We start from the raw sequence: 22,423 nt of genomic DNA, 5'->3' as shown, positions 1-22,423 counted from the left end.
AGCCGGCCCCGCCCTGGACGACTTCCTCGCCGCGGCCCGCGACGAACGCTTCGATCTGGCGTTGCAGCTGCACGGCGGCGGCCGCAACTCCAATCCACTCGTCGCCGGGCTGGGCGCCCGGGTCACCGCCGGGCCGCGCGCCGAGGACGCCCCGCCGCTGGACCGCTGGATCCGGTACGTCTACTACCAGCACGAGGTGATCCGCTACCTGGAGGTCGCCGCCCTGGTGGGGGCGCCGGCCACCACGATCGTCCCGGCCCTCGCGGTGACCGAGGCGGACCGCGCGGAGGCCCGGCGGGTGCTCGGCGAGCCGCGGCAGCCCCGGGTGGCGCTGCATCCGGGGGCCACCGACACCCGGCGGCGCTGGCCGTCGGAGCGGTTCGGCGAGGTCGCCCGCGCCCTGGTCGGCGACGGGTACGAGGTGCTGGTCACCGGCACGCCCGCCGAGCGAGAGGTGGTCGAGGCGGTGGTCGCGGCGGCCGGGGTGCCGGTACGCCCGCAGGTCGGCACGCTCAGCCTCGGCGGGCTGGCCGCCTGCTACGCCGGTTGCGCGCTGATGGTCTCCAACGACACCGGCCCGCTGCACCTGGCCGCCGCCGTCGGCACCCCGACGGTCGGCGTCTACTGGATCGGCAACCTGATCAACGGGGCCACCCCGCTGCGCGCCCGGCACCGGCCGATCGCCTCCTGGACGACGCAGTGCCCGGTCTGCGGCATGGACTGCACCCGGGATATCTACCCGCACCGCCCCGGCGACGGCGACTGCCCGCACCGGGACTCCTTCGTCGCCGACGTGCCCACGGTCGAGGTGGTCGAGGCGGCCCGCGAACTGCTTCGCGGCTGATCGGGCGCTCAGGCGGGCTGCGGGGTGTCGGACTCGGTGAGGACGACCTCCCAGGCCTCCACGTCCCGCTCGGTCACCGTGGTCGGCGTCTCCAGGTGGTACGCCCCGCTGGGCAGCACACCCGCGCCGCCGTGCCGGGCCATCACCGCGAGCTGCGCGGCCACGTCCTCGCCCTGGTGCCGCTCGGGCAGCCGCCGCCAGAACTCGAAGCCACCGGCGTCGACCAGCTTCGCCCGGTCGTAGAGCACGCAGCCGCCGATCCAGGAGATCTTGTACGCGCGCCACGCGCCCGCCGGCAGCCGCAGCTTCTCGGTGACGTGCAGCAGGTTCGCCGCCGGGTGGATCTGCGCCCGGTCCCAGGCCGGCGTGCCGGGGCGTACCCGCTCCGGGGTCGGGGTGCCCTGCCACTCCTCGTAGTGCCCGTGCGTGTCCGGCCGCACGTCGTCGGCGTAGGACAGGCCGTGCACCGCATTGCCGACGAATCCGCAGCCCAGCTCGCGGATCGCGGTGACCAGCCGGGACAGCGTGCCCGGCTCCAGCCAGACGTCGTCGTCGAGGCAGAGGACGTACCGGGCGACGGACCGGTCCAGCAGGTAGGCGCGATGTTCGGCCAGCCCGCGCCGGGGTAGCCGGCGGGTCAGCAGCACCGGGTGGCCCCGGTGGCGCAGCGCCCGGACCATGGTGGCCGCCGCCGGGTGGAGGTACGCGGCCTCGTCGTCGGACTGGTCGCTGACCACCACCCCGAAGTCGGGTACGCCCTCCTGGGCGGCCAGCCCGGAGAGAGTGACCGCCAGCTCGGCCGGGCGGTTGCGGGTGGGGATCAGCACGTCGAGCTGCCGCTGCCGGCGGAACTCCGCGGGCGCGCCGAGGTCGAGCGGTCGGTTCACGTCCGCCTGCCGGGCGCGCCGTCGGTGACGGTCGAGGGCTGCGGCGCGGCGCCGTTGCCGCTGACGGACTGCGCCGCGGCGCCGTTGCCGGTGGCCGACTGCGCCCGGATCCGGTCGATGATCGCCGAGGTGGACCGGTCCGGCACGTAGCCGAGGGTGCGCACCTGGCCGCCCAGCCGGCGGACCAGCGGCGCCTCCGGCACCATCTCCGGCGGGTAGTCGCCGCCCTTGACGTAGACGTCCGGGCGGACCGCCTCGATCAGCGGCGCCGGCGAGTCCTCCTCGAAGACCACCACGTGGTCGACGCACTCCAGGGCGGCGAGCAGCGCGGTCCGGTCCTCGACCGGGTTCACCGGCCGGTCCGGCCCCTTGAGCCGGCGTACGCTGCCGTCCGAGTTGACCGCCACGACCAGGAGATCGCCCAGCGCGCGGGCCTGGGTCAGGTAGCGGACGTGCCCCGGGTGCAGCACGTCGAAGCACCCGTTGGTGAAGACCACCGAGCGGCCGGAGCGCCGGTGGTCCTCGACGATCGAGGCCAGCTCGTCGGCGCCGACCAGGGTCGGGTGGCCGGTCTCGTCCCGCCCGGCGCCCAGCGCTTCCAGCAGGTCCTCCCGCCGGCACACGCAGGTGCCGGTGTCGGAGACCGTGATGGTCGCGGCGAGCTGGGCGAGCTGGGCGGCGGTGGGCAGCGTCGCTTCGGCCGCCAGCGCCAGCGTCATCGCCGCCAGGTACGCGTCCCCGGCGCCGACCGCGTGGCTGGCCGGTACCGGGGTGCTGTGGCTGCGTCGGGGCTCCCCGTCGGCCCCGCCGACCACCGCACCCTCGGTGTCCAGGGTCACCGCCACCACGTCGGCGCCGGTGTGCGCGCGCAGCTCGGCCAGGCGTGACTCGGCCAGCACCGCCCGGTCGACCCCCTCGCCGGCTGCCGCGTTAACGGTGACACCGGTGCCGGTCACGCTGAGCCCGTCGCCGGTCATCGCCACCCGGTCCTCGCCGGGCGTCGGCTCCCCGGTCGGCCCGCCGCCCCCGCGCCGTCCGGCCGGGCCGAAGTTCGCGCCCCGGTCCGCCGCGCGCGGGTGGGCGTCCGCCGACCGGGTGCCGGTCGGGCGTTCGCCCGCGCCGGGGGCTGTGCCGACGCTGAGCTCGGAGGGGCCGTCCGCCGGGTCGTCGACCGGGTGGTCCAGGTGCAGTTCGGGGCCGGCGTGCTCCCGGGGGGCGGGGCGCGGGTCGGCGTTGAAGCCGACCGCGGCGCGGGCCAGCAGCCGGGCCGCCTCGGCGAAGCTCGGGGTCACCACCGTCGGGTTGAGGCCGCGCCAGTCGGCCAGGTCGTGCGCGTCGAGGGCCACGGTGGCGTAGCGGTCCCGGTTGGCCACCAGCCAGGCGCGCACCGCCGCCGGCAGCGCGCCCAGCCCGTAGTCGCAGACCACCAGGGTCGGCGGTCGGCCGCCCGCGGCGGCCTTCAGCTCCTCGGTCGCGCAGTCGAGCGCGGTGAGCAGCCGCGCCACGCCGTCGTCGTCGAGCGCGTCGTCCGGGTCGCCGGAGTCCTCGCGCAGCAGGATCTGGTTACCGGCGAGCATCCGCCGCTTCACCGGGGTCGGCCGGCCGGGCTGGTTGACCGTCCGGTCCCAGACGCCCGCGCGGTCGAGGCAGTCGTGCAGCTCGTCACCGGCCACGTCGGCGCCGACCGGGGCCACCAGCACGGCCCGGCCGCCCAGGGTGGCGAGGTTCACCGCCGTGTTCGCCGCTCCACCGGCCGCGGAGAGGCGCCGCCGCAGGGTGAGGACCGGCGCGGGCGCCTCGCGGCAGAGCCGCTCGGACTCCGCGAACCGCCACTCGTCCAGCATGGCGTCGCCGACCACCAGCACGGGACGCCCCTGCCAGTCCGCCACCACAGTGGCCAGCCGGCGCTCTTCCGCTGCTGCTCCTGCCATGCCTTCCGGGGTCCCCGTAGGCCTGCCGCTCAAACCTGGGTCGGCCGCCGCCGGACGGCTCCGACGCGCCGTTTGGGGGGACCTGCGTCGGCCGCGTTTCGGGCACCCGGGCCCGGGAAGGGATTCCGGGTACCCCGAGAGGAGAACCGACATGGCAGCGACACTGCAGGGCAAGCGGATCGCCTTCCTGGCCGCCGACGGCGTCGAGGAGGTCGAGTACGTCAAGCCGCGCGAGGCGGTCGAGAACGCGGGCGCCCGGGTCGAGCTGGTCTCGCTCAAGCCCGGCTCGATCCAGTCCTTCAACCACCTCGACCAGGGCAGGACGTACGACGTGGACGTGACGGCGGCCGCGGCGGACGCCGGGGCGTACGACGGGCTGGTGCTGCCCGGCGGGGTGGCCAACCCGGACTTCCTGCGGACCGACGCGGACGCGGTGCGGTTCGTGCGGGCGTTCTTCGACGCCGGCAAGCCGGTCGGTGTGATCTGCCACGGACCGTGGACGTTGATCGAGGCGAACGTGGTGCGCGGTCGCCGGTTGACCTCCTGGCCCAGCCTGCGCACCGACCTGACCAACGCCGGCGCCACCTGGGTCGACGAACAGGTGGTGACCGACCACGGCCTGGTCAGCAGCCGCAAGCCCGACGATCTCCCCGCCTTCTGCGGCAAGATCGTCGAGGAGTTCGCCGAGGGCCGGCACTGACCTGCTGATTTCCCCCGCCGTCCGGGCATGTTCCGCGAGGCGCGGGAAAGAAGGCGGGATGACGACGGAAGCTCACGCCCGGCCCGTGCTGCACGCCCGCCAGATCCGCCTGCTGATGTTCGGCCTGATGACCGGGATGCTGCTGGCCGCGCTGGACCAGACCATCGTCGGCACGGCCCTGCCCACCATCGTCGGCGAGCTGGGCGGGATCAACCACTACTCGTGGGTGGTGACCGCGTACCTGCTCGCCTCCACCGCCTCGACCCCGCTGTACGGCAAGATGGCCGACCTGTACGGGCGCCGGCCGGTCTTCCTCTTCTCGATCGGCACGTTCCTGCTGGGCTCGCTGCTGGCCGGCCTGTCGCAGAACATGACCCAGCTGATCGTCACCCGGGGCGTGCAGGGGCTGGGTGCGGGTGGCCTGTTGACGCTGGCGTTCACCATCATCTCGGACGTGGTGTCGCCCCGGGAGCGGGGCCGCTACCAGGGGCTCTTCGGCGCGGTCTTCGGGCTGTCGTCGGTGGCCGGGCCGTTGGTCGGCGGGTACTTCGCGGAGACCAACTGGCGGTGGATCTTCTACATCAACGTGCCGCTGGCGATCCTGGCGATCGTGGTCTGCTACCACGTCATGCGGCTGATCCCGTTCCAGCGGCGGGAGCACGCCATCGACTGGCTCGGCGCGGCGCTGCTGGTGGCCGGGGTGAGCAGCCTGCTGCTCGCGCTGAGCTGGGGCGGCAACGAGTACGCCTGGGACTCGGGCGTGATCATCGGGCTCTTCGTGGCGGGCGCGGTGCTCGGGGTGCTCTTCGTGGTCCAGGAGGCCCGGGTCGCCGAGCCGATCCTGCCGCTGCGGCTGTTCCGCAGCAGGACGTTCGCGCTGGCCAACTCGGCGGGTTTCGTGCTCGGTCTGGTGATGTTCGGGTCGATCATCTTCATCCCGCTCTACCTGCAGATCGTCAAGGGCGCCTCGCCGACCAGCAGCGGTCTGCTGATGCTGCCGATGATGGCGGGCATCATCGTCACCTCGGTGCTGACCGGTCGGGCGATGAGCCGGATCGGGCGGTACAAGTGGTTCCCGGTGGCGGGCTCGGCGGTGCTGCTCACCGGCATGCTGCTCTTCACCCGGCTCCAGGTGGCCACCTCGCTCTGGATCGCGTTCGGGTTCATGGTGGTGATCGGCGTCGGGCTGGGCCTCTGCATGCAGTCGCTGATCCTGGCCGTGCAGAACGCGGTGGACGTCCGGGACCTGGGGGCCGGTACCTCCTCGGCGACGTTCTTCCGGTCGCTGGGCGGGTCGTTCGGGGTGGCCATCCTCGGCACGGTGCTGTCGTCGCAGCTCACCCGCCACCTCGGCGACCGGCTGCCGACGGCGATCGCGCAGCTCCCGCCGGACCAGCGGGCCGCGGTGGCGGCCAGGGGCGGCGCCAACATCTCGATCAACGACCCGGCGACCATCCTCGCCCTGCCCGGCCCGGTCCGCGCCGCGATCCAGGGCGCGTTCGTCGACTCCCTGCACCTGGTCTTCCTGACCACCGGGCTGATCGCCATCCTCGCCGTGCTGGTCACCCTGGCCCTGCCCGACGACCAGCTGCGCGGCACCGGCCCGCAGGGCGCCACCGGCGGCGCCGACCCGCTCGGCGGCAAGGCCGCCGCCCCCGGCGGCAAGCCCCTGCCCAAGGAGTCGAAGGAGGAGGCCGCCGCCGAGATGGAGGCCAAGTCCCAGACCCTGCTCTGACCCGCGGGGGTTACTTGAGGATGAGGCGGTTGGTCTGTTCGAAGACGTCGAGGTCGGCGAGGGTTTCCGTGACGCTGGCGGAGAGCGGGGCCGGAAGCTCCTCCCGGTGGAAGAAGCCGGCGTCCGTCGTCTCGTCGGTCATCCGGGTCAGCTCGCCGTCCCACTCCTCCACCCGGAACGCGGTGGTGAAGATCTGGTACGTGTGGCCGTACATGTTGGTGTGGGTGCGGTCCGGGCCGGTGTAGAGGGCGAATGCGCTGACCCGCAGGGCACGCAGCCCGGTCTCCTCGCGTACCTCGCGGACGGCGCAGTCGGCGATCGACTCGCCCAGCTCCATGGCGCCGGCCGGCATCGCCCACTGGCCGTTGTCCGAGCGCTGGATCAGCAGCACCCGGGCGGCGTTGTCCCGGACGATCGCGCGGGCGCCGACGAACATCAGGATGCGGTCACCGGCCAGGGCGCGAAGTTGCCCCACGTACGAATCGGCCCACGAGATGCTCACCTGGACAATTTACGAGCGTTCGTCGAGGCCGACCGGTTTTCCAGGGTTCCCAAGGTGTGACCGCCGACACTAGCTTGTTACCCATGCGTAGCACGATGATGGACGCCCCCCTCCAGGTCGCCCGGATCCTCGAACACGGCTCCACCGTGCACGGCACGGCGGAGGTGGTGACCTGGACCGGCGGTGAGCCCCGACGGATGTCGTACGCCGAGGTCGGGCGGAACGCCGCCCGGCTGGCCCACGCGCTGCGCGACGAGTGCGGGGTGACCGGTGACGAGCGGGTCGCCACCTTCATGTGGAACAACAACGAGCACCTGGTGGCCTACTTCGCCGTGCCGAGCATGGGCGCGGTGCTGCACACCCTCAACCTCCGGCTCTTCCCGGACCAGGTCGCCTACATCGCCAACCACGCCGAGGACCGGGTGGTGCTGGTCGACTCGACGCTGATCCCGCTGCTCGCCCGCGTGATCGGCGAGATGGGCACGGTGCGGCACGTCGTGGTGGTCGGCGGCGGCGACCCGGCGCCGCTGGTGACCGCGGCCGGCGACCGGATCACCTTCCACCACTGGGACGAGCTGCTGGCCGGCCGGCCGGAGACGTACGGCTGGCCGGAGGTGGACGAGCGGGACGCCGCCGCCCTCTGCTACACCTCCGGGACCACCGGCAACCCCAAGGGCGTCGCCTACTCGCACCGCTCGATCTACCTGCACTCGTTGCAGGTCTGCATGCCCGAGGGGTTCGGCCTCGGGCCGACCGACCGCGAGCTGGCCATCGTGCCGATGTTCCACGCGATGTCCTGGGGCCTGCCGTACGCGGCGTTCCTCTCCGGCGCCTCGCTGATCATGCCGGACCGGTTCCTCCAGGCCGCCCCGATCGCCGAGATGATCGCCGCCGAGCGGCCCACCCTGGCGGGCGCGGTGCCGACCATCTGGACCGACCTGCTGGCCTATCTCGACAGCCACGACGTGGACACCTCCTCGCTCAAGGAGGTGATCGTCGGTGGTTCGGCCTGCCCGCCGGCGCTGATGCACGCGTTCCAGGAGCGGCACGGCATCGAGGTGATCCACGCCTGGGGGATGACCGAGATGTCCCCGCTCGGCTCGGTCTCCCGGCCGCCGGCCGGGGCGACCGGCGACGAGGCCTGGCGCTACCGCTACACGCAGGGCCGGGTGCCGGCCGGCGTCGCCGCCCGCATCGTGGGCGCGCTCGGCGAGCCGCTGCCCGCCGACGGGACCTCCGTCGGCGAGCTGGAGGTCCGTGGGCCGTGGGTCACCGCCCGGTACGTCGGGGACGAGACCCCGGACGAGGAGAAGTTCCGCGACAGCTGGCTGCGCACCGGGGACGTCGGCACGCTCTCGCCCGACGGCTACATCACCCTGACCGACCGGGCCAAGGACGTGATCAAGTCGGGCGGGGAGTGGATCTCCTCGGTCGAGCTGGAGAACGCCCTGATGGCGCACCCGGCGGTGCTGGAGGCGTGCGTGGTGGGCGTGCCGGACGAACGCTGGGACGAGCGGCCGCTGGCCACCGTGGTGGTCCGGGAGGGGGCCTCGGTGACCGCCGAGGAGCTGCGCGAATTCCTGGCGAAGTCGGTGGCGCGCTGGCAGTTGCCCGAGCGGTGGGCGTTCATCGACGCGGTGCCGAAGACCAGCGTCGGCAAGTTCGACAAGAAGGTGGTCCGCTCGCGCTACGCCGACGGGGGCCTGGAGGTGCGGGAACTGACGGCGCCGTAACGCTTTGCGGCGTACCGTCGCCTGGATGGGTAGGACACTGTCTGTCGACATTCCTCCCCAGGGGCGGCCCCGGCGTTCGCACCGCGCCGGGGCCGCCCGTCTAACGCGGGGCGACCCGCAGGACAATTGTCGCGAAACTTGTTCGCCTCTGTCTCGGTGACGGAGAAATCCGTTTCGTGGTCCTACGTCTCGCTCGTGGTGATGAGCACCTTACCGACCACCGAGCTCTCGACGGCCTGGTGGGCCGCCGCCGTCGCCGCCAACGAATAGTGGTGCAACGGCAGGCCGGCCTCCTCGCCCACCCGGATCCCAGCCTGGGCCGCCGCCGCGGACACGTCCCGCACCGCCTGCGCCTTGGCGGCGTTCGGCGCGGTGTAGATCAGGACGAACTGCCACCGCGCGTTCGGCACCATCAACGGCCGGATCGGCAGGGTCACCTCGTCGCCGCCGTCGTCGGCGTACACGCAGACCGCGCCGCCGGACCGGAGCAGCTGGACGTCCGTGGCGGCATTGCGCGCGGCGGAGACCTCGACGATCGTGTGCACCCCGTCGGGGGCCATCTTGCGGACCTCCTTGACCACGTCCTGCTCGCGGTAGTTGACCACGAAGGAGGCGCCGGCCGCCGCCGCGAGCTGCGCCTTCTCCGGGCTGCTCACCGTGGCGATCACGCAGGCGTCCGCCCACCGGGCGAGCTGGATCGCCGCGTTGCCCACCGCGCCCGCCCCGCCCTGCACCAGCACCACGTGGTCGCTGAGCGCGCCGGCGTGCAGCCGGTCCGGCATGAACTCACCGGCGGTCAGGCACCGGTGCGCCGTCATGAACGGGATGCCCAGCGCGGCCCCCAGGTCGAAGGAGGCGTCGCCGAGGCTTGCCGCGTGCCGGACCGGCACCACCGTGTACTCGGCGGCGGTGCCCCAGGGGCGCTGCCAGGCCGCCTCCCAGAGCCAGACCCGCTCGCCGATCAGGTTCCGGTCGACCCCCTCGCCGACCGCCTCCACCACCCCGGCGCCGTCCTGGTCGGGGATCTGCCAGCCGGCCGGGAGCGGCGACCCGCGCCGCGCCTTCCAGTCCGTCGGGTTCACCCCCGACACGGCCATCCGCACCAGCACCTCGCCGCGGCCCGGCTCCGGTATCGGTCGGTCGACCAGTTGGAGCACCGAGGCGTCCCCGTTGCGCTCGTACACGATCGCCTTCATCGCCGTCTCCTCCCCGCCGGACGCCGGCACCGCGGCCTGCGGTACCCGGCCGATCCCTGATCATTCCGATCCGGTCTGCCCGGGAAACCGTACAACCCGGTAGTCAGTGGCAGGAGGGGTGACATGCGGGACGTACCGGTGGCGGATCGGCCGCCCGCCCCTGGGCGGGCGGCGGCGGAGGCCGGCGGCCCGGAGCGGCCCGCGGACCAGCCGGCACCCCCGCCCGGCCCGTCCCGGCGGTTCCTGCCGAGGTCGAGCCGCAGCCGGGCGATCTGAGCGGCGGCGCGGACGCCGCCCGCACCGGCTCAGCCGAGCCGGTCCACGACGTCCGGGGTGAGCGCGTCGACCGATGCCAGCAGCACGTCCGCGAGCGCCTCCGCGTCCGGATCCAGCGGGTACGACCCGTGCGGGATCGCCACCACCCGCATGCCGGCGGCGGCCGCGGAGCGCACCCCGTTCGAGGAGTCCTCGACCGCCACGCAGCGGGTCGGATCGACGCCGAGCCGCGCGGCCACGGCGAGCCAGACGTCCGGCGCCGGCTTGCCCCGCGCGGTCTCCTCGGTCGACATCGTCGCGCCGAAGGCGTCGGCCAGGCCGGTGGCGGCCAGCGCCGCCGCGATCAGCCGGGTGGGGGAGGAACTGGCCAGTCCCAGCGGCCACCGCGCGGCCATCCGGCGCACCACCTCGTCGGCGTCGTCGATCAGCGGTACGCGCTCCGCGTACCGCCGGGTCATCTCCGCGACCACCTCGGCGGCGACCTGCTCCGGACTCCGGTCGACGCCCAGCTCGCCGCTGAGGTAGGCGGCCCACTCGTCGGTGCTCATCCCCATCAGCCGGCGCTGGGTGTCGGACTGCCAGGTCCCGCCGTGCGCGGCCACGTACGCCCGCCGGACCTCCTCCCAGACCGGCTCGGAGTCCACGATCACGCCGTCCAGGTCGAAGAGCACCGCGTCCACCATGAGCCCATCCTGCCCTGCCCTCCCGCGGCGGCCGGCTCAGGTCAGGAAGGGCGCCCACTCCCGGATCCGGACGACCTCGACGCCGGGCGTGGTGTAGTACGGGTCGGCGGCCAGCAGCTCGTCCAGCGCGGGCCGGTCCGGCACGTCGAAGACCAGCACCGCGCCCGAGTCGTCGGCCAGCGGCCCGGAGATCCGTACCTTGCCCTCGGCGTGCAGGGCGGTGATCCGCTCCCGGTGGGCCGGTCGGGCGGCGAGCCGGTCCGGGACGTCGGTGAAGGCGAGTTCCACGATCCACATGCCGGGCACGCTACGCCTCCGGCATGGCGTTCCGCCGCCGCCCTGGTGAACGGGCCGGGTGGTCAGCCCGGCTGGGTCGCGGGCAGGCCGATCGGGCTCTGCCGGGGAATGATGGTGCGGCAGCGGCGGGCGATCGGTTCGAGCAGTTCGCGCAGCCGCTCCGTACGCTCGGCGCCGAGCGCCCGCCACGGGCCGGCCGCGGCCCGGTCGGTGGCCTCCTCGACCGCGCGGAACGCGTCGCTGCCGTACGTGGTGGGCTCGTGCCCGGCGGTCAGCCAGCCGCGGGCCACCAGCCGCTCCTCGGCCGCCAGCCACTCCTCGTCGGTCCACCCCCGGGCCGGCTGGTGGAACTCCCGGGACTGGTCGACCCGGCAGCGCCAGGCCAGCACCTCGACCGGGTCCAACCCGGTGGTGACCAGGGCGGCGACGTGCCCGTCGCCCCGGTGCTCGCGCAACGTGGTGGCGGCCTGCCAGAGCCGGGCCAGCGGGTACTCGCCGGCCGGCAGGGCGGCGTTGACGCCGCCCAGCACCCGGCCGGCGGTCTCCACCTGGCCGGCGGCCGCCTCCAGCAACTCGGCGGCCTCGACGAGGTGGGTCTCCGGCAGCTCGTAGGTGAACTCGGCGAGCGCCTGGACGGCACCGGTGAGCCGGGCCCGCAACGCCTCCTCCGGGGTGGCCAGCCGCCACACCGAGGGCAGCGCCCGGGCCACCATCCGGGGCGCGAAGCTGAAGAACGCGGCGATCACCGGCGGGGCGGGCGTCGGGCCGAGCGGGGCGGCCCGGCCGGCGAAGTATCCCCGCCAGTAGCCGCGCAGCCCGACCGCCTCGTACGCGGCCCGGGCCCGCGGGTGGAAGTAGGTCACCGCGTGGACCGGCTCGAAGTGCGTCCACATCACCCGGGCCAGCTTGGGGTCGTCCAGCGCCGCCACGTGCACCTCCGCCTCGGTGACAGGTCACCGTGGGCGGGTGGTGCCGCCCACGGTGACCATGAACCTACTGCCGGTAGGTGACCGGACGGAAGACCGGTGTGACCTACTGCGCGGCGAGCACGTCCACGACGAAGCGCAGCGGACCGGCCGGCCGGCCGCCCGCACTGTCGTTGCCGTACGCCAGGTCGGCCGGGATGTCCAGCTGCACCCGGCTGCCCACGGTGACCCCGACCAGGCCCTGGTCCCAGCCCTTGATGACCTGGCCGACACCGATCGGGAAGCTGGCCGGCTGCCCGTTGTTCCAGGAGGCGTCGAACTCCTTGCCGTCCTTGTAGAACACCCCCACGTAGTTGGTGGTGATGGTCTGGCCGGCCTTGACCGCCGGGCCCTTGCCCTTGATCAGCGGGGTGACGGTGAGCTTGGTCAGCTCGCCCTTGCCCGGGCCGACCTTCGGCTTGGTGGCGAGCGCCGGATCCGCGCCCTCCGGGAGCTGCTGCTGGGGTGCGGCGGGCGCGGTGGCCTCGGGAGCCGGGGCGGTGGCGCCGGCCGAGGGGGTGCCGGCGGCGTCCTTCTTGTCGTCGTCCCCGCCGTTCACGACGACGAAGACGCCGATCAGCACCGCGACGACGGCGACACCGGCGAGCGCGCCGAGCAGCGACTGCCGGCGGCGCTTCGCCTCGGCCGCCTTCTTCGCCGCCAGCTGGGCGGCCAGCCGCCGCTCCGCCTTGGTGCCCGGGCCCTGGCCCGCCGACCGGTTCTGCACACGCTCGCTCACGTCGAACTCCCCTGCTGGGTGGGTGGGTGCGGCCCGGCGGCCGCTGCCGAGACCAGCGCACACGGTACCCGTCGGGACGCCCTCGGTGCCCCCTCGCCCGGGCCGAATCGGGCAGGAGACCGGTCGGCGGCGGTTTCCGGTAGTAGGTTCACGACCATGGCGATCCTCACCGAAGTAGACCTGGCCCTGCTCGCCGAGCCGCAGCTCGCCCACGTGGCCACCATCGAGGCCGACGGCACCCCGCACGTCACCCCGGTCTGGGTGGACACCGACGGCGAGTACATCCTTTTCAACACCGTCAAGGGCCGGCAGAAGTACGTCAACATCGAGCGCAACCCGGTGGTCGCGCTCTCGGTCGTGGACAAGGCGGACGACTTCCGCACCCTGTGGGTGAAGGGCACGGCCGAGTTCGTCACCGAGGGCGCCGACGAGCACATCAACCGGATGGCGAAGAAGTACCTGGGCCAGGACACCTACCCGTTCCGCCAGGCCGGCGAGGAGCGGGTCATCGTCCGGATCACCCCGACCGGCAAGCTCGGCCGAGGCTGACGCCCGGTCCCATCCCCTGCCGTGCGATCCGGCTCGGCAGGGGGTGGTCGCAGGTCAGGCGGTCTTACGCGGGGCGGCCTTCTTCTCGGCGGCCTTCTTCGCCGGGGCCTTTGCCGCCTTCTTCTCCGCGGTCTTCTTCGCCGCCGCCTTCTTGGCCGGTTCCGCCTTCTTCGCGCCGGCCTTCTTCGCCGGCGCCTTCTTCTCCGCGGCCTTCTTCGCCGGCGCCTTGGCCGCCTTCTGCGCGGAGCGGGCGGCCGAGATCGGGGTCGGCTCGGCGGCCTTACGGGCGGGCTCCTCGCCGCGCGCGGCGCGGGCCCGCTCGACCGAGGCCTTCAGGGCGGCCATCAGGTCGACCGCGGCGGCCGGTGCGGCCTCCACCTCCTCCGGCTGGACCACCTCGCGGCCCTCGATCTTCGCGTCGATGACCTCCTGCAACGCCGCCCGGTAGTCGTCGGTGAAGGCGTCCGGCTGGAACTCCCCGGCCATCGAGTCGATCAGCGAGCTGGCCATCGCCAGCTCCGGCGGCCGGACCTTCAGGTCCTCGTCCAGGAAACCGAAGTCCGGAGTACGCACCTCGTCCGGCCAGAGCATCGTGTTGAGCAGCAGCACGCCCTCGCGTACGCGCAGGGTGGCGAGCTGTTCGCGCTGGCGCAGCGCCACCTTGACGATCGCCACCCGCTCCGAGTCGGCGAGCGCGTTCCGCAGCAGCACGTACGGCTTGGTCGCCGAGCCCTCCGGCTCCAGGAAGTACGCCTTGTTGTAGAGGATCGGGTCGACCTGCTCGGCGGGGACGAACTCCAGCACGTCGATCGCGCGCGAGGTGGTCAGCGGCAGCTCGGCGAAGTCCTCGTCGGTGAGGATGACCATCTCGCCGCCGCCGATGTCGTACCCCTTGGCGATGTCGTCGTAGGTGACCTCCTCGCCGCAGACCGAGCAGGTGCGCTTGTAGCGGATGCGCCCGCCGTCGTCGCGGTGCACCTGGTGGAAGCGGATGTCCTTCTCCTCGGTGGCCGAGTAGAGCTTCACCCCGATCGACACCAGGCCGAACGACACCGCTCCTTTCCAGATCGCCCGCATCCCGCGCTCCTCTCCCCGGTTCTGACCAGGATCGCAAACGATCGAACGGTACGCACGCTCTTCGCTGCGCAACTACAGTCAGAAGGTGCCCGGCGCGCCCCTGAAGCCGATGCTCGCGATGACCGGGCCGCTCCCGGCCGGTGCCGGCTGGGCGTACGAGTTCAAGTGGGACGGGGTCCGCGCGCTCGCCGACCTCTCCTACGGCGACCACCACCTGTACGCCCGCTCCGGCGTGGAGATCACCACCGCGTACCCGGAATTGATCACGCTGAGGGACCAGGTCGACGACGCGCTGCTGGACGGCGAGGTGGTCCTGTTCAACGAGCTCGGGCAGCCGTCGTTCACCGCGTTGGCCGAGCGGATGCACGTCCGGAACCCGGCCAAGGCGGCGCGGCTGGCGGCCACCGTGCCGGTGACGTACATGATCTTCGACCTGCTCCGGCTGCGCGGCGAGGACCTGACCGGCCGCTCCTACCGGGAGCGGCGGGCGGCGCTGGAGTCCCTCGGGTTGGGGGCCGCGCGGTGGGCCGTCCCGCCGACCTTCGGCGACGGCCCGGCCACCTACGAGGCGGCCGGCGAGCACGGCCTGGAGGGGGTGATGGCCAAGCGGGTCGACTCGGTCTACCGGCCCGGGGTGCGTTCGCCGGACTGGGTGAAGGTCAAGCTGGAGGTCACCGGCGACTTCGTGGTGGGCGGCTGGCGGCCAGGCGCCCGCAAGATCGGCGGCCTGCTGGTCGGGGTGCCCCGCAAGGACGGCCGGCTCACCTACCGGGGCCGGGTCGGCGGCGGGATCGGCGCGGCCCTGGAGAAGGAGCTGCTGCGCGAGCTGGAGCCGCTGCGCACGCCGGCTTCGCCGTTCGCCGGGGACGTGCCGCGCGAGGATGCCCGGGGCGCCAGCTGGGTAACACCGCAGATCGTGGTGGAGGTGAAGTACGGCCAGCGCACGCCGGACGGACGGCTGCGCTTCCCCCGGATCCTGCGCCTGCGCCCGGACAAGCCACCCGAGGAGGTCGACGATGCCAGCTGACCGGTTGAAGGTGGAGGTCGAGGGGCGCTCCCTGGAGCTGTCCAACCTGGACAAGGTGCTCTTTCCGGAGGCCGGCTTCACCAAGGGCGAGGTGATCGACTACTACACCCGGATCGCCCCGGTGCTGCTGCCGCACCTGGCCGACCGAGCGCTCACCCGGATCCGCTACCCCAACGGCGTGGGGGGCGCCTCGTTCTTCGAGAAGAACGCCCCGGCCGCCACCCCCGCCTGGGTACGCACCGAGACCCTGCCCGCCCCCGGGTCGAGCAAGGGCCGGGAGACCATCGACTACGTGGTCGCCGACGACCTGCCCACCCTGGTCTGGCTGGCCAACCTCGCCGCCCTGGAGCTGCACACGCCGCAGTGGAAGATCGGCGCGCACCCGGACATGATGGTGGTCGACCTGGATCCGGGCGCGCCCGCGGCGCTGAAGCAGTGCTGCCAGGTGGCGCTGCTGATGCGGGACCGGCTGGCGGCGGACGGGGTGGAGTCGTACCCGAAGACGTCGGGGAAGAAGGGCATGCAGCTCTGCTGCCCGATCGCCGGTACACAGTCCTCCGATGTCGTCTCCGACTACGCGAGGCGGATCGCGCAGGAGTTGGAGCGGGCGCACCCGAAGCTGATCGTGTCGAAGATGGCGAAGAACCTGCGACCGGGGAAGGTCTTCATCGACTGGAGCCAGAACAACGCGGCGAAGACGACCGTCGCGCCGTACTCGCTGCGCGCCCAGTCGGTGCCGTCGGTGTCGACCCCGCTGACCTGGGACGAGGTCGAGGCGGGCGCGGCGGGCAAGCGGCCGTCGACCAAGCCGTACACGGCTGGCGAGGTGCTCAAGCGCGTCGAGAAGCAGGGCGACCTGCTGGCCCCCCTCCTGGACGGCGGCCCCGAACTGCCGTTGCCCTGACCGGGCGCCACGGAGCCGGTCGATAGGGTGAGGCGATCCGGAGTGAGGAGAGTCTGATGGCCGGACTGCCCACGGCCGTTGCGGGTGCCGTGCCCACCGACGGCGAGCCGCCGCTGCTGACGTACCGGGACGACGCCACCGGCGAGCGGGTGGAGCTGACCGCGCCCCAGCTCGGCGGCTGGGCGGCGCGCAGCGCGGGCCTGCTGCGGGACGGCTGTGGACTGGGCCCGGGCAGCCGGGTCGCGGTGCTGCTGCCGCCGCACTGGCGTACCGCCGCGGTGCTGCTCGGCGCCTGGTCGGTGGGCATGGCCGTGTCGTTCCGGCCGCGGGCCACCGCCGGGCTGCCGGTTCTCGAACCGGGCGGCGACCTGCCGTACGACGCGGTGTTCGTGACCCCTGAACGCCTCGACGACTGGCTGGAGGACGTGCCCGAGGGGCGGCACCGCTACCTCGTCGGCGCCGGGCCCGGACCGCTGACCAACGTGCCCCTGGGCTGGCTCGACTGGTCCACGGAGGTTCTCCGGCAGACCGACACCCCGCCCGACTACACCGCCGTCCACCCGTCCGACCCGGCCAGCCCGGACGGCACCAGCTACGGCGAGTGGGCCGCGGTGGCGACGGGGATCGCGGAGCAGCTCGACCTTCGGGCCGGCGACCGGCTCCTGGTCGACGCGGCCGAGCACGAGCAGCCGTTGAAGTGGCTGCTCGCCCCGCTCTCCGCCGGCGCCTCCGTGGTGATCTGCGCCAACCTGGACCGGGAACGGCTGGCCGATCGGATCGACGTCGAGCAGGTGACCCGGGTGCTCTGAGCACCACCGCCGGGCCGGTCGCCTCCACGACGGCCTGTTGGACCTGCTAGCGCGGCCCGACTGAACCCGATTTCGGGCATGGCGGACTGGAACCCGTTGACAGTGGTTCAGGCCGCGATGCCTACTGCCCACCGGACGCCGTACGCGCCGGCCCGGCACCAGCCGCCACGGCCGGACGTCGTGCGATCGGCGGCAGGCGACAGGGGCAGAGGATCATGGTGGACCGGACGGAACCGGGCGGCGACGCTCTCACGTGGAAAGAGTTCGGCGAGGGGCACCTCGCGGAGTTGACTGAACTGGCTGAGGCGTGCCTGGCCGCCGACGGTGGGCTGTCGTTGTTCGCCCGCCCTCCATTGCTGCGGGCGCGGCTGCTCCAGGACCGTACCCTCGGCGTCTGGCACGAGGGCAGCCTGGTCGCGGCCGTGGGGGTCGGCACCGCCGGGCAGCCCGCCACCAGCACCGCCCTGGTGCATCCGGCCTGGCGGGAGCGGGGCCTCGGCAGCCGGCTGTTGAGCTGGGCGGACGAGCAGGCCGGCGACGCCGACCTGCTCGTGACCACCGAGTCCTTGAGTCCGGGCGCGGAGGCCCTCTTCACGGCGCGTGGGCTCGAGCGGACCTTCGCCGAGTGGGTGCTGCGGCACGACCTCACCGCCCTCCCGGATGTCGCGCGCCCTGACGGGGTGCGTACCGAGCCGGTGACCTGGGAGAGCGGCCCCGAGCTGTTCGAGACCTACCACGCGTCCTTCGCCGACCGACCCGGCTTCGCCGCGCCCTGCGCCGAGGACTGGTTGGCTGAGCTGCGGGAGGACGACGAGTACCGGCCGGACCTATCGATGATCGCTCGCGGTCCCGACGGTACGGCGGTCGGCTTCCTCAACGTCATCGACAACTGGGTCGACCAGGTGGGCGTCGTGCCCGGCTGGCGGCACCGAGGGGTCGGGGCGTACCTGGTGGCGACCGCGTTGCGGTCGCTGGCCGGAGAAGGCACCCGGGAGGCGTGGCTCTGCGTGAACGACAACAACCGGGCCGCCGCGCTGTACCGGCGGCTCGGGTTCCGCGACGCCGGCCGCCGCGCCCGCTACCTGCACCGCCGCTCGTGACCGCCGCCGACGGTGACCCGGCCGGATCTTGTCGAGGCCAGGTTCACGTACCGAATATGGTACCATTCGGTAACAAATGAGCGTCGATGGTCGCTACTCACGTGCCGGCTGGCGAAGTCGCAGGGCCGCCGAAGGGGGACGTCGGCGCCTGTCGGGATGTGCGCTCGACTGGATCGTGCGGGAGGATGTATGGCTCGGCCTCGGACGTTTGATGAGCGGACGGCACTTCGCGCTGCGATGTTCGCCTTCTGGCGGTATGGCTATGAGGGCGCGTCGATGAGCGTCCTCATGGAGGCGACCGGGCTGGGGAAGACGAGCCTGTATCGGACCTTCGGCAACAAAGAGGGGCTCTTTCGCCGAGCGGTGGAGTTGTACCACGAGGAATTCCTGGCGTTCCGGGAGCGGGCGCTGGCGGAGCCGACTCCACGCCGCATCGTGGAGAAGCTTCTCTTCGGCCTGGCGGAACTGCACGGAGACGACTCGACCCCTCCCGGGTGTTTGGAGACAGCCGGGGCGCTGACCTGCGGTCCGGACAACGAGATCGTGCAAAAGCAACTGGCGGCCAACCGAGAGGCGATCGCCGCAGTGCTGGAACGTCGCCTTTCCGAGGCCAGCGCGAACGGCCCGCTGCCTCCGGGCCTCGGCGTCGCCGAGACCGTGGCACTGGTCGTGACCGTGATCCAGGGCATGGCAGTCCAGGCGGTCAACGGGCACTCAACGACGTGGCTTCGTGGAGTTGCCCGCAGCGTGCTGACATTGTGGGGGAACGACGCTTCGTCGTCAGCCACCGATTGACGCGTGATGCGCACACGGTGACGGGCGGAAAGCCGGATGGCCTTCCGCCCGTCACCCATCGCTGGTCGATCAGACCCCGATGAGGCTTGTCTTCACGTGACTGCGCCGTTTGAGGACGACCGTTGCGATGCCCAGCGCGACAACGGCCATGACAACGCCACCCCATGGCGTCGAGATCACGCCTGACGACTGGACGATGAGGCCTCCGAGGAGCGATCCGCCGGAGATACCCAGGTTGAATGCGGCGATGTTGAACCCGGAGGCGGTGCCGACCGCATCGGGGAACTCGTCCTCGGCGATCTGCACCACGCCCGCTTGCATCACCGGATTGATGGCGAATGCGAAGAAACCCCACACCGCGATGTTGATGAACATGGCGACTGCGGAATGCGCGGTGAACGGCAGTGCGGCCAGCACGATCGACGTTCCGATCAGGACGAACGTCAGCGTCGGCTTGGTCCCGAGCCGGTCAGCCAGCCGGCCGCCAGTGATATTGCCTGCCACGGTCGCGACACCGAAGACGACGAGAGCCACGTTCACCGCGCTCGCACTGATTCCCGTGACCTCGGTCAGGAGCGGTGAGATGTAGGTGAACGTCACAAAGGTCGCTCCCCACCCGATCGCTGTCACCAAGTACATCGTCACGAGCCGCGGGTTGCCGAGCAGCCGCGCCTGCGCGATGAGGCTTTCCGGCGGCGTGTGCGCGATCGACGCCGGAAGGAACGCGAGCAGGGATACGAGTGCCACGAGGGCGAGGCCGGCGACAACGAGGAACGGGGCACGCCAGCTCAGCTGTTCTCCGAGCCAAGACCCGAGCGGAACACCGAGGACCATCGCGATGGTGAGACCACCCATCATGACCGCTACGGCCTGTGACGACTTGTTCCGTGGCACGAGTGTTGACGCGACCGCGGCCCCGACGCTGAAGAACACGCCGTGAGCGACTGCTGTCACGACACGAGCAGCCAGCAGCATCTCGAAGTTCGGTGCCCACGCCCCCGCGAGGTTCCCGAGCAGGAACACCCCCATGAGGGCGATGATCAACCACCGCCGGTCGAAATGACCGGTGAGCGCTGTGCCCAGCGGCCCCCCGATCGTGATCGCCAGCGCGTACATGCTCACGAGCAGACCCGCGGTGGTGAGGCTTACGTGAAGGTCGGCGGCCATCCCCGGGATCAGGCCCACGATCACGAACTCGGTCGTGCCGATCGCGAACGTGGAGATAGCGAGGGCGTGCAGGGCGCGAGGCATGGTCACCTGCCTCCGTTCATGGCAAGTGCCACCGCTGCTTGCGCGATGAGCTCATCCTCTTCGACCGAGGCCCCGGAGATCCCGATCGCGCCGATCACCCGTTCCTGGCCGTCACGCAGCACGACTCCGCCGCCGAAGTTGATCAGGCCGCCGTTCGTGTGTTCCACCATGTAACTGGCTCCGGACGGGTGCGCGACGCCCGCGAGGCTCGCGCTGTCCGCCTCGAACAGCGCGGCTGTCCGCGCTTTCCGGTGCGCGACATCGATGGTTCCGAGGATCGCGCCATCCATCCTGAGGAACCCGGCCAGGTGTGCCGCATGATCCACCACGCTGATGTTGACAGGTGGCAACTTGCGGCGTGCAGCTTCTTCCCGTGCGGCGGTGATGAGCTGCTGGGTGAGTTCCGCTGTCAGCGGCATCCTCGCTCCTCCGTTTGGTACCGATCGGTTTGCTACCGAACGGTACCAAACAAGGGGGCAGCTCGGATGTGGTGGTGCTCTCACCGTCGAGGCTCCGGGGAGTAGCCCCGCCGAGTGCGCCGAGGGACAGGTCGCCATAGCGGTGGATCGGTATGGCGACCCCGAGGCGGTGATCCTGCACGCTGGCGCGTCTGCTCCGGCTGAGAAAAGGTGGGGTCGTCCCCGGCTGGCGGCACCGCCGGCTCGGGGCGTACCTGGTGGTAGGCGCGCTGCGGGCGCCGGCCGCCGAGGGCGCCGGCGAGCGGTGGCTCTGCGTCAACGACGACAACCCGGCTGTACCGGCGACTCGGGTTCGGCGACGCCGGCCGCCGCGCCCGCTACCTGCGCCGCCGCCCGTGACCGCCGCCGAGCGGCGCACCCGACCTCAGCGCTGGAGCTCGATCCAGTAACGCCGGGCGGGGCCGAATGTCGTGTCCCGGATGCCCTCGAAGACGCCGCCGCACCGCTCGATCGTCTTCACCGAGGCGACATTGTCGACCGCGCAGACGACCAGCACCCGATCCAGGCCGAGCCCCCGCGCCTCGTCGAGCATCCGACCCAGAGCCCAGGTGGCCAGCCCGCGCCCGCGGGCGGACGGCCGGATGCCGTACCCGATGTGGCCGGCCCACCGGACGTAGTCGCTGCTACCGTGCCGCAGCGCGATCCCACCGAGCACGCGGTCGTGCTCGACGATCCATCGATACGTGCAACCGGGTTTGCCGGCGTCGATCGGCTTCGCCGGGTCCGACTGGTCTGTCAGCCCAGCCACCCAGGCCGCGAATCCGGCCGGTGAGTCCACCTCGTCGGACGGGCCCAGCCCGAAACCGTCCTCGTGCGGCCCGGGACCCCACTCCGCGTGCGCCTCGAGCCAGGCTGGATGCAGGCGGACGGTGGGTGCGACCAGCTCGGGCATCCGACGACGATAACGCCGAGAACACGTACTGACACCGGAGCCGGCCCTCGGGCGCCGGCCGGTCCGTCATCAGCTGCCGGCGGGTGGCGCTCTCATTGGAAAAGCCTGCCGGGCCTTCTGGAGCGGCTCGGCTTGGTGATCACGGCATCCCCGCGCCGGCGGCGCACCATGATCGTGTTTGCCTTCTTCCTCAGCCCTTTGAGGATTCGGTCCTTCATCGCATGCCTCTCTTCTCGCGTACGTCAGATCGGCCATGGCGATTCCGCGCCGAACACTTGGTCGGCGTGGCAGCGGCGCGGGGGTCTACCGGCCTGATCCTTCTCCTGTCGCGGCCCGCATACCCGGCGAGACAGCGGCCAGTCATCACCGTCCGCCCACGCCGCCTCGCCGACTCACCCCAGGTGACGGAAATGACCGGGTCCGGGTTCACCACGCCGTGTTGGTCGGCACACCTGCGCCCGGTCGTCTTCACCGGCGGTTGAGCCACGGCGCGCACCGCGAGCAGGGCGAGGTGTGGTCCACCGGCAGCGCACACCGCGAGCCGCCGGGCAGCAGCCGGTCGCAGAAGACCCAGTGTCGTACGTTCTGCTGGTCCTCGGCCGAGACGGTCACGCCGCCCGGCTCGACCCGTGCGCTGAGCCGGGCCAGCACCCGAGCGGCGGTCCGGGCAAAGATCCGGGCGCGGTGCAGGTCGGGCGCGGTGATCGGCAGGTGGATCACCCAGCGGTCGGTCATCGGTAGCGGTGGTTCGCCGACTGGGCGCTCTGCCACGCGCGCAGGGCGTTCTTGATCCGTACATTCTCCTCCTGCACCGCGACCAGGGCGGTCTGCGCGACCGTGAGTTCGTCGGCCACCTGGTGCAGGAAGGCGCGGATCTCGACGGGGTCGAGGCCGTGCCGGCGGACGTTGAAGCACCGGTCGCGGATCTGCCAGGGCCGGAGGGGAAGCCGACCCCGGGCTGGGCCGGCGTCTTCCATCGGACGTCGTTCCTCGCGTCGGCCCGCCAGCCGACGGATCAGGTTGCGCACGGTGACCGCCCTTCGTCGGGTCGC

24 protein-coding genes are annotated in these 22,423 nt (G+C 72.3%); 10 read left to right on the top strand and 14 right to left on the bottom strand.

The features are described from left to right. Positions 1 to 844, top strand: an 844-nt coding sequence (locus DKT69_RS16330) for a glycosyltransferase family 9 protein (protein ID WP_109802400.1), incomplete at its 5' end; no start/stop codon positions are given. Positions 845 to 852: 8 nt separating this feature from the next. On the opposite strand, the gene DKT69_RS16325 is transcribed toward DKT69_RS16330, so the two are convergent. Beyond that, positions 853 to 1,731: a glycosyltransferase family 2 protein gene (locus DKT69_RS16325; protein ID WP_109802399.1), complete on the bottom strand. Its 879-nt coding sequence runs from the start codon at positions 1,729 to 1,731 to the stop codon at positions 853 to 855. After that, positions 1,728 to 3,662, bottom strand: coding sequence for a D-glycero-beta-D-manno-heptose 1-phosphate adenylyltransferase (gene rfaE2, locus DKT69_RS16320; RefSeq protein ID WP_109802398.1), 1,935 nt, complete (start codon positions 3,660 to 3,662; stop codon positions 1,728 to 1,730). The genes DKT69_RS16325 and rfaE2 overlap by 4 nt, the downstream gene beginning before the upstream one ends. Positions 3,663 to 3,813: 151 nt before the next feature. Between rfaE2 and DKT69_RS16315 the strand changes: the two genes are divergently transcribed. Further along, complete coding sequence (locus DKT69_RS16315; RefSeq protein ID WP_109802397.1) at positions 3,814 to 4,362, top strand: type 1 glutamine amidotransferase domain-containing protein; 549 nt, start codon at positions 3,814 to 3,816, stop codon at positions 4,360 to 4,362. A 58-nt stretch (positions 4,363 to 4,420) separates the two neighbouring features. After that, entirely contained in the window at positions 4,421 to 6,097 is a 1,677-nt protein-coding gene (locus tag DKT69_RS16310; RefSeq protein WP_109802396.1) for an MDR family MFS transporter, read from the top strand. A 10-nt stretch (positions 6,098 to 6,107) separates the two neighbouring features. On the opposite strand, the gene DKT69_RS16305 is transcribed toward DKT69_RS16310, so the two are convergent. Then, on the bottom strand, positions 6,108 to 6,599 hold the full coding sequence (locus DKT69_RS16305; protein WP_109802395.1) for an NUDIX domain-containing protein: 492 nt from the start codon (positions 6,597 to 6,599) through the stop codon (positions 6,108 to 6,110). Between the two features lie 83 nt (positions 6,600 to 6,682). Here DKT69_RS16305 and DKT69_RS16300 point away from each other — a divergent pair, with 83 nt between their 5' ends. Continuing rightward, positions 6,683 to 8,332: a fatty acid--CoA ligase gene (locus DKT69_RS16300; protein WP_109802394.1), complete on the top strand. Its 1,650-nt coding sequence runs from the start codon at positions 6,683 to 6,685 to the stop codon at positions 8,330 to 8,332. Between the two features lie 182 nt (positions 8,333 to 8,514). Here the strand turns inward: DKT69_RS16300 and DKT69_RS16295 are convergent, their stop codons facing one another. The 5 genes from DKT69_RS16295 to DKT69_RS16275 form a co-directional block, all read right to left on the bottom strand. Next, a complete protein-coding gene (locus DKT69_RS16295; RefSeq protein WP_109802405.1) occupies positions 8,515 to 9,528 on the bottom strand; it encodes an NADPH:quinone reductase in 1,014 nt (337 codons plus the stop codon). Between the two features lie 305 nt (positions 9,529 to 9,833). Next, positions 9,834 to 10,487, bottom strand: coding sequence for an HAD family hydrolase (locus DKT69_RS16290; protein ID WP_109802393.1), 654 nt, complete (start codon positions 10,485 to 10,487; stop codon positions 9,834 to 9,836). 36 nt (positions 10,488 to 10,523) lie between these two features. Next, complete coding sequence (locus DKT69_RS16285; protein ID WP_109802392.1) at positions 10,524 to 10,784, bottom strand: YciI family protein; 261 nt, start codon at positions 10,782 to 10,784, stop codon at positions 10,524 to 10,526. Positions 10,785 to 10,846: 62 nt separating this feature from the next. Continuing rightward, entirely contained in the window at positions 10,847 to 11,677 is an 831-nt protein-coding gene (locus tag DKT69_RS16280; RefSeq protein ID WP_109802404.1) for an SCO6745 family protein, read from the bottom strand. A gap of 139 nt (positions 11,678 to 11,816) precedes the next feature. Then, the gene (locus DKT69_RS16275) at positions 11,817 to 12,488 is read right to left on the bottom strand and encodes an FKBP-type peptidyl-prolyl cis-trans isomerase (RefSeq protein ID WP_201749696.1); all 672 of its coding nucleotides are present in this window, start codon (positions 12,486 to 12,488) and stop codon (positions 11,817 to 11,819) included. Positions 12,489 to 12,644: 156 nt separating this feature from the next. Here DKT69_RS16275 and DKT69_RS16270 point away from each other — a divergent pair, with 156 nt between their 5' ends. Continuing rightward, positions 12,645 to 13,037: a PPOX class F420-dependent oxidoreductase gene (locus DKT69_RS16270; protein ID WP_109802390.1), complete on the top strand. Its 393-nt coding sequence runs from the start codon at positions 12,645 to 12,647 to the stop codon at positions 13,035 to 13,037. A 54-nt stretch (positions 13,038 to 13,091) separates the two neighbouring features. On the opposite strand, the gene ku is transcribed toward DKT69_RS16270, so the two are convergent. Further along, entirely contained in the window at positions 13,092 to 14,114 is a 1,023-nt protein-coding gene (ku, locus tag DKT69_RS16265; protein ID WP_109802389.1) for a non-homologous end joining protein Ku, read from the bottom strand. An 85-nt stretch (positions 14,115 to 14,199) separates the two neighbouring features. Here ku and ligD (DKT69_RS16260) point away from each other — a divergent pair, with 85 nt between their 5' ends. The 5 genes from ligD (DKT69_RS16260) to DKT69_RS16240 all read left to right on the top strand — a co-directional run bounded on the left by ligD (DKT69_RS16260) (position 14,200) and on the right by DKT69_RS16240 (position 18,749). Further along, positions 14,200 to 15,141: a non-homologous end-joining DNA ligase gene (gene ligD, locus DKT69_RS16260; protein ID WP_109802388.1), complete on the top strand. Its 942-nt coding sequence runs from the start codon at positions 14,200 to 14,202 to the stop codon at positions 15,139 to 15,141. Then, positions 15,131 to 16,045: a non-homologous end-joining DNA ligase gene (gene ligD, locus DKT69_RS16255; RefSeq protein ID WP_109802387.1), complete on the top strand. Its 915-nt coding sequence runs from the start codon at positions 15,131 to 15,133 to the stop codon at positions 16,043 to 16,045. The genes ligD (DKT69_RS16260) and ligD (DKT69_RS16255) overlap by 11 nt, the downstream gene beginning before the upstream one ends. Before the next feature lie 56 nt (positions 16,046 to 16,101). Next, complete coding sequence (locus DKT69_RS16250; RefSeq protein WP_109802386.1) at positions 16,102 to 16,854, top strand: TIGR03089 family protein; 753 nt, start codon at positions 16,102 to 16,104, stop codon at positions 16,852 to 16,854. A 215-nt stretch (positions 16,855 to 17,069) separates the two neighbouring features. Further along, positions 17,070 to 17,954, top strand: coding sequence for a GNAT family N-acetyltransferase (locus tag DKT69_RS16245; RefSeq protein ID WP_109802385.1), 885 nt, complete (start codon positions 17,070 to 17,072; stop codon positions 17,952 to 17,954). 237 nt (positions 17,955 to 18,191) lie between these two features. Beyond that, entirely contained in the window at positions 18,192 to 18,749 is a 558-nt protein-coding gene (locus DKT69_RS16240) for a TetR/AcrR family transcriptional regulator (RefSeq protein ID WP_161557858.1), read from the top strand. Between the two features lie 69 nt (positions 18,750 to 18,818). Here DKT69_RS16240 and DKT69_RS16235 read toward each other — a convergent pair whose 3' ends face one another. From DKT69_RS16235 to DKT69_RS16210, 5 genes are all read right to left on the bottom strand, one after another. Then, on the bottom strand, positions 18,819 to 20,000 hold the full coding sequence (locus DKT69_RS16235; RefSeq protein WP_109802403.1) for an MFS transporter: 1,182 nt from the start codon (positions 19,998 to 20,000) through the stop codon (positions 18,819 to 18,821). A 2-nt stretch (positions 20,001 to 20,002) separates the two neighbouring features. Continuing rightward, entirely contained in the window at positions 20,003 to 20,419 is a 417-nt protein-coding gene (locus DKT69_RS16230) for a GlcG/HbpS family heme-binding protein (RefSeq protein ID WP_109802383.1), read from the bottom strand. A gap of 424 nt (positions 20,420 to 20,843) precedes the next feature. Next, positions 20,844 to 21,371, bottom strand: coding sequence for a GNAT family N-acetyltransferase (locus tag DKT69_RS16220; RefSeq protein WP_109802382.1), 528 nt, complete (start codon positions 21,369 to 21,371; stop codon positions 20,844 to 20,846). A 468-nt stretch (positions 21,372 to 21,839) separates the two neighbouring features. Next, on the bottom strand, positions 21,840 to 22,106 hold the full coding sequence (locus tag DKT69_RS16215) for a hypothetical protein (protein WP_109802381.1): 267 nt from the start codon (positions 22,104 to 22,106) through the stop codon (positions 21,840 to 21,842). Then, on the bottom strand, positions 22,103 to 22,348 hold the full coding sequence (locus tag DKT69_RS16210) for a DivIVA domain-containing protein (protein ID WP_236647954.1): 246 nt from the start codon (positions 22,346 to 22,348) through the stop codon (positions 22,103 to 22,105). The genes DKT69_RS16215 and DKT69_RS16210 overlap by 4 nt, the downstream gene beginning before the upstream one ends. Positions 22,349 to 22,423: the final 75 nt, after the last annotated feature.

The organism is Micromonospora sicca, from assembly GCF_003172935.1.
Classification (GTDB): Bacteria; Actinomycetota; Actinomycetes; order Mycobacteriales; family Micromonosporaceae; genus Micromonospora; species Micromonospora sicca.
The sequence above is the reverse complement of the archived record's forward strand: the minus strand, read 5'-3'. Positions and strand labels throughout refer to the sequence as shown.

Bases quoted from the DNA above. Each gene is read 5' to 3' on its own strand.
- rfaE2 (WP_109802398.1), bottom strand. From the start codon at position 3,662: ATGGCAGGAGCAGCAGCGGAAGAGCGCCGGCTGGCCACTGTGGTGGCG.
- DKT69_RS16315 (WP_109802397.1), top strand. From the start codon at position 3,814: ATGGCAGCGACACTGCAGGGCAAGCGGATCGCCTTCCTGGCCGCCGAC.
- DKT69_RS16310 (WP_109802396.1), top strand. From the start codon at position 4,421: ATGACGACGGAAGCTCACGCCCGGCCCGTGCTGCACGCCCGCCAGATC.
- DKT69_RS16300 (WP_109802394.1), top strand. From the start codon at position 6,683: ATGCGTAGCACGATGATGGACGCCCCCCTCCAGGTCGCCCGGATCCTC.
- DKT69_RS16295 (WP_109802405.1), bottom strand. From the start codon at position 9,528: ATGAAGGCGATCGTGTACGAGCGCAACGGGGACGCCTCGGTGCTCCAA.
- DKT69_RS16290 (WP_109802393.1), bottom strand. From the start codon at position 10,487: ATGGTGGACGCGGTGCTCTTCGACCTGGACGGCGTGATCGTGGACTCC.
- DKT69_RS16285 (WP_109802392.1), bottom strand. From the start codon at position 10,784: ATGTGGATCGTGGAACTCGCCTTCACCGACGTCCCGGACCGGCTCGCC.
- DKT69_RS16280 (WP_109802404.1), bottom strand. From the start codon at position 11,677: ATGTGGACGCACTTCGAGCCGGTCCACGCGGTGACCTACTTCCACCCG.
- DKT69_RS16270 (WP_109802390.1), top strand. From the start codon at position 12,645: ATGGCGATCCTCACCGAAGTAGACCTGGCCCTGCTCGCCGAGCCGCAG.
- ku (WP_109802389.1), bottom strand. From the start codon at position 14,114: ATGCGGGCGATCTGGAAAGGAGCGGTGTCGTTCGGCCTGGTGTCGATC.
- ligD (WP_109802387.1), top strand. From the start codon at position 15,131: ATGCCAGCTGACCGGTTGAAGGTGGAGGTCGAGGGGCGCTCCCTGGAG.
- DKT69_RS16250 (WP_109802386.1), top strand. From the start codon at position 16,102: ATGGCCGGACTGCCCACGGCCGTTGCGGGTGCCGTGCCCACCGACGGC.
- DKT69_RS16245 (WP_109802385.1), top strand. From the start codon at position 17,070: ATGGTGGACCGGACGGAACCGGGCGGCGACGCTCTCACGTGGAAAGAG.
- DKT69_RS16240 (WP_161557858.1), top strand. From the start codon at position 18,192: ATGTTCGCCTTCTGGCGGTATGGCTATGAGGGCGCGTCGATGAGCGTC.
- DKT69_RS16235 (WP_109802403.1), bottom strand. From the start codon at position 20,000: ATGCCTCGCGCCCTGCACGCCCTCGCTATCTCCACGTTCGCGATCGGC.
- DKT69_RS16230 (WP_109802383.1), bottom strand. From the start codon at position 20,419: ATGCCGCTGACAGCGGAACTCACCCAGCAGCTCATCACCGCCGCACGG.
- DKT69_RS16220 (WP_109802382.1), bottom strand. From the start codon at position 21,371: ATGCCCGAGCTGGTCGCACCCACCGTCCGCCTGCATCCAGCCTGGCTC.
- DKT69_RS16215 (WP_109802381.1), bottom strand. From the start codon at position 22,106: ATGACCGACCGCTGGGTGATCCACCTGCCGATCACCGCGCCCGACCTG.
- DKT69_RS16210 (WP_236647954.1), bottom strand. From the start codon at position 22,348: ATGGAAGACGCCGGCCCAGCCCGGGGTCGGCTTCCCCTCCGGCCCTGG.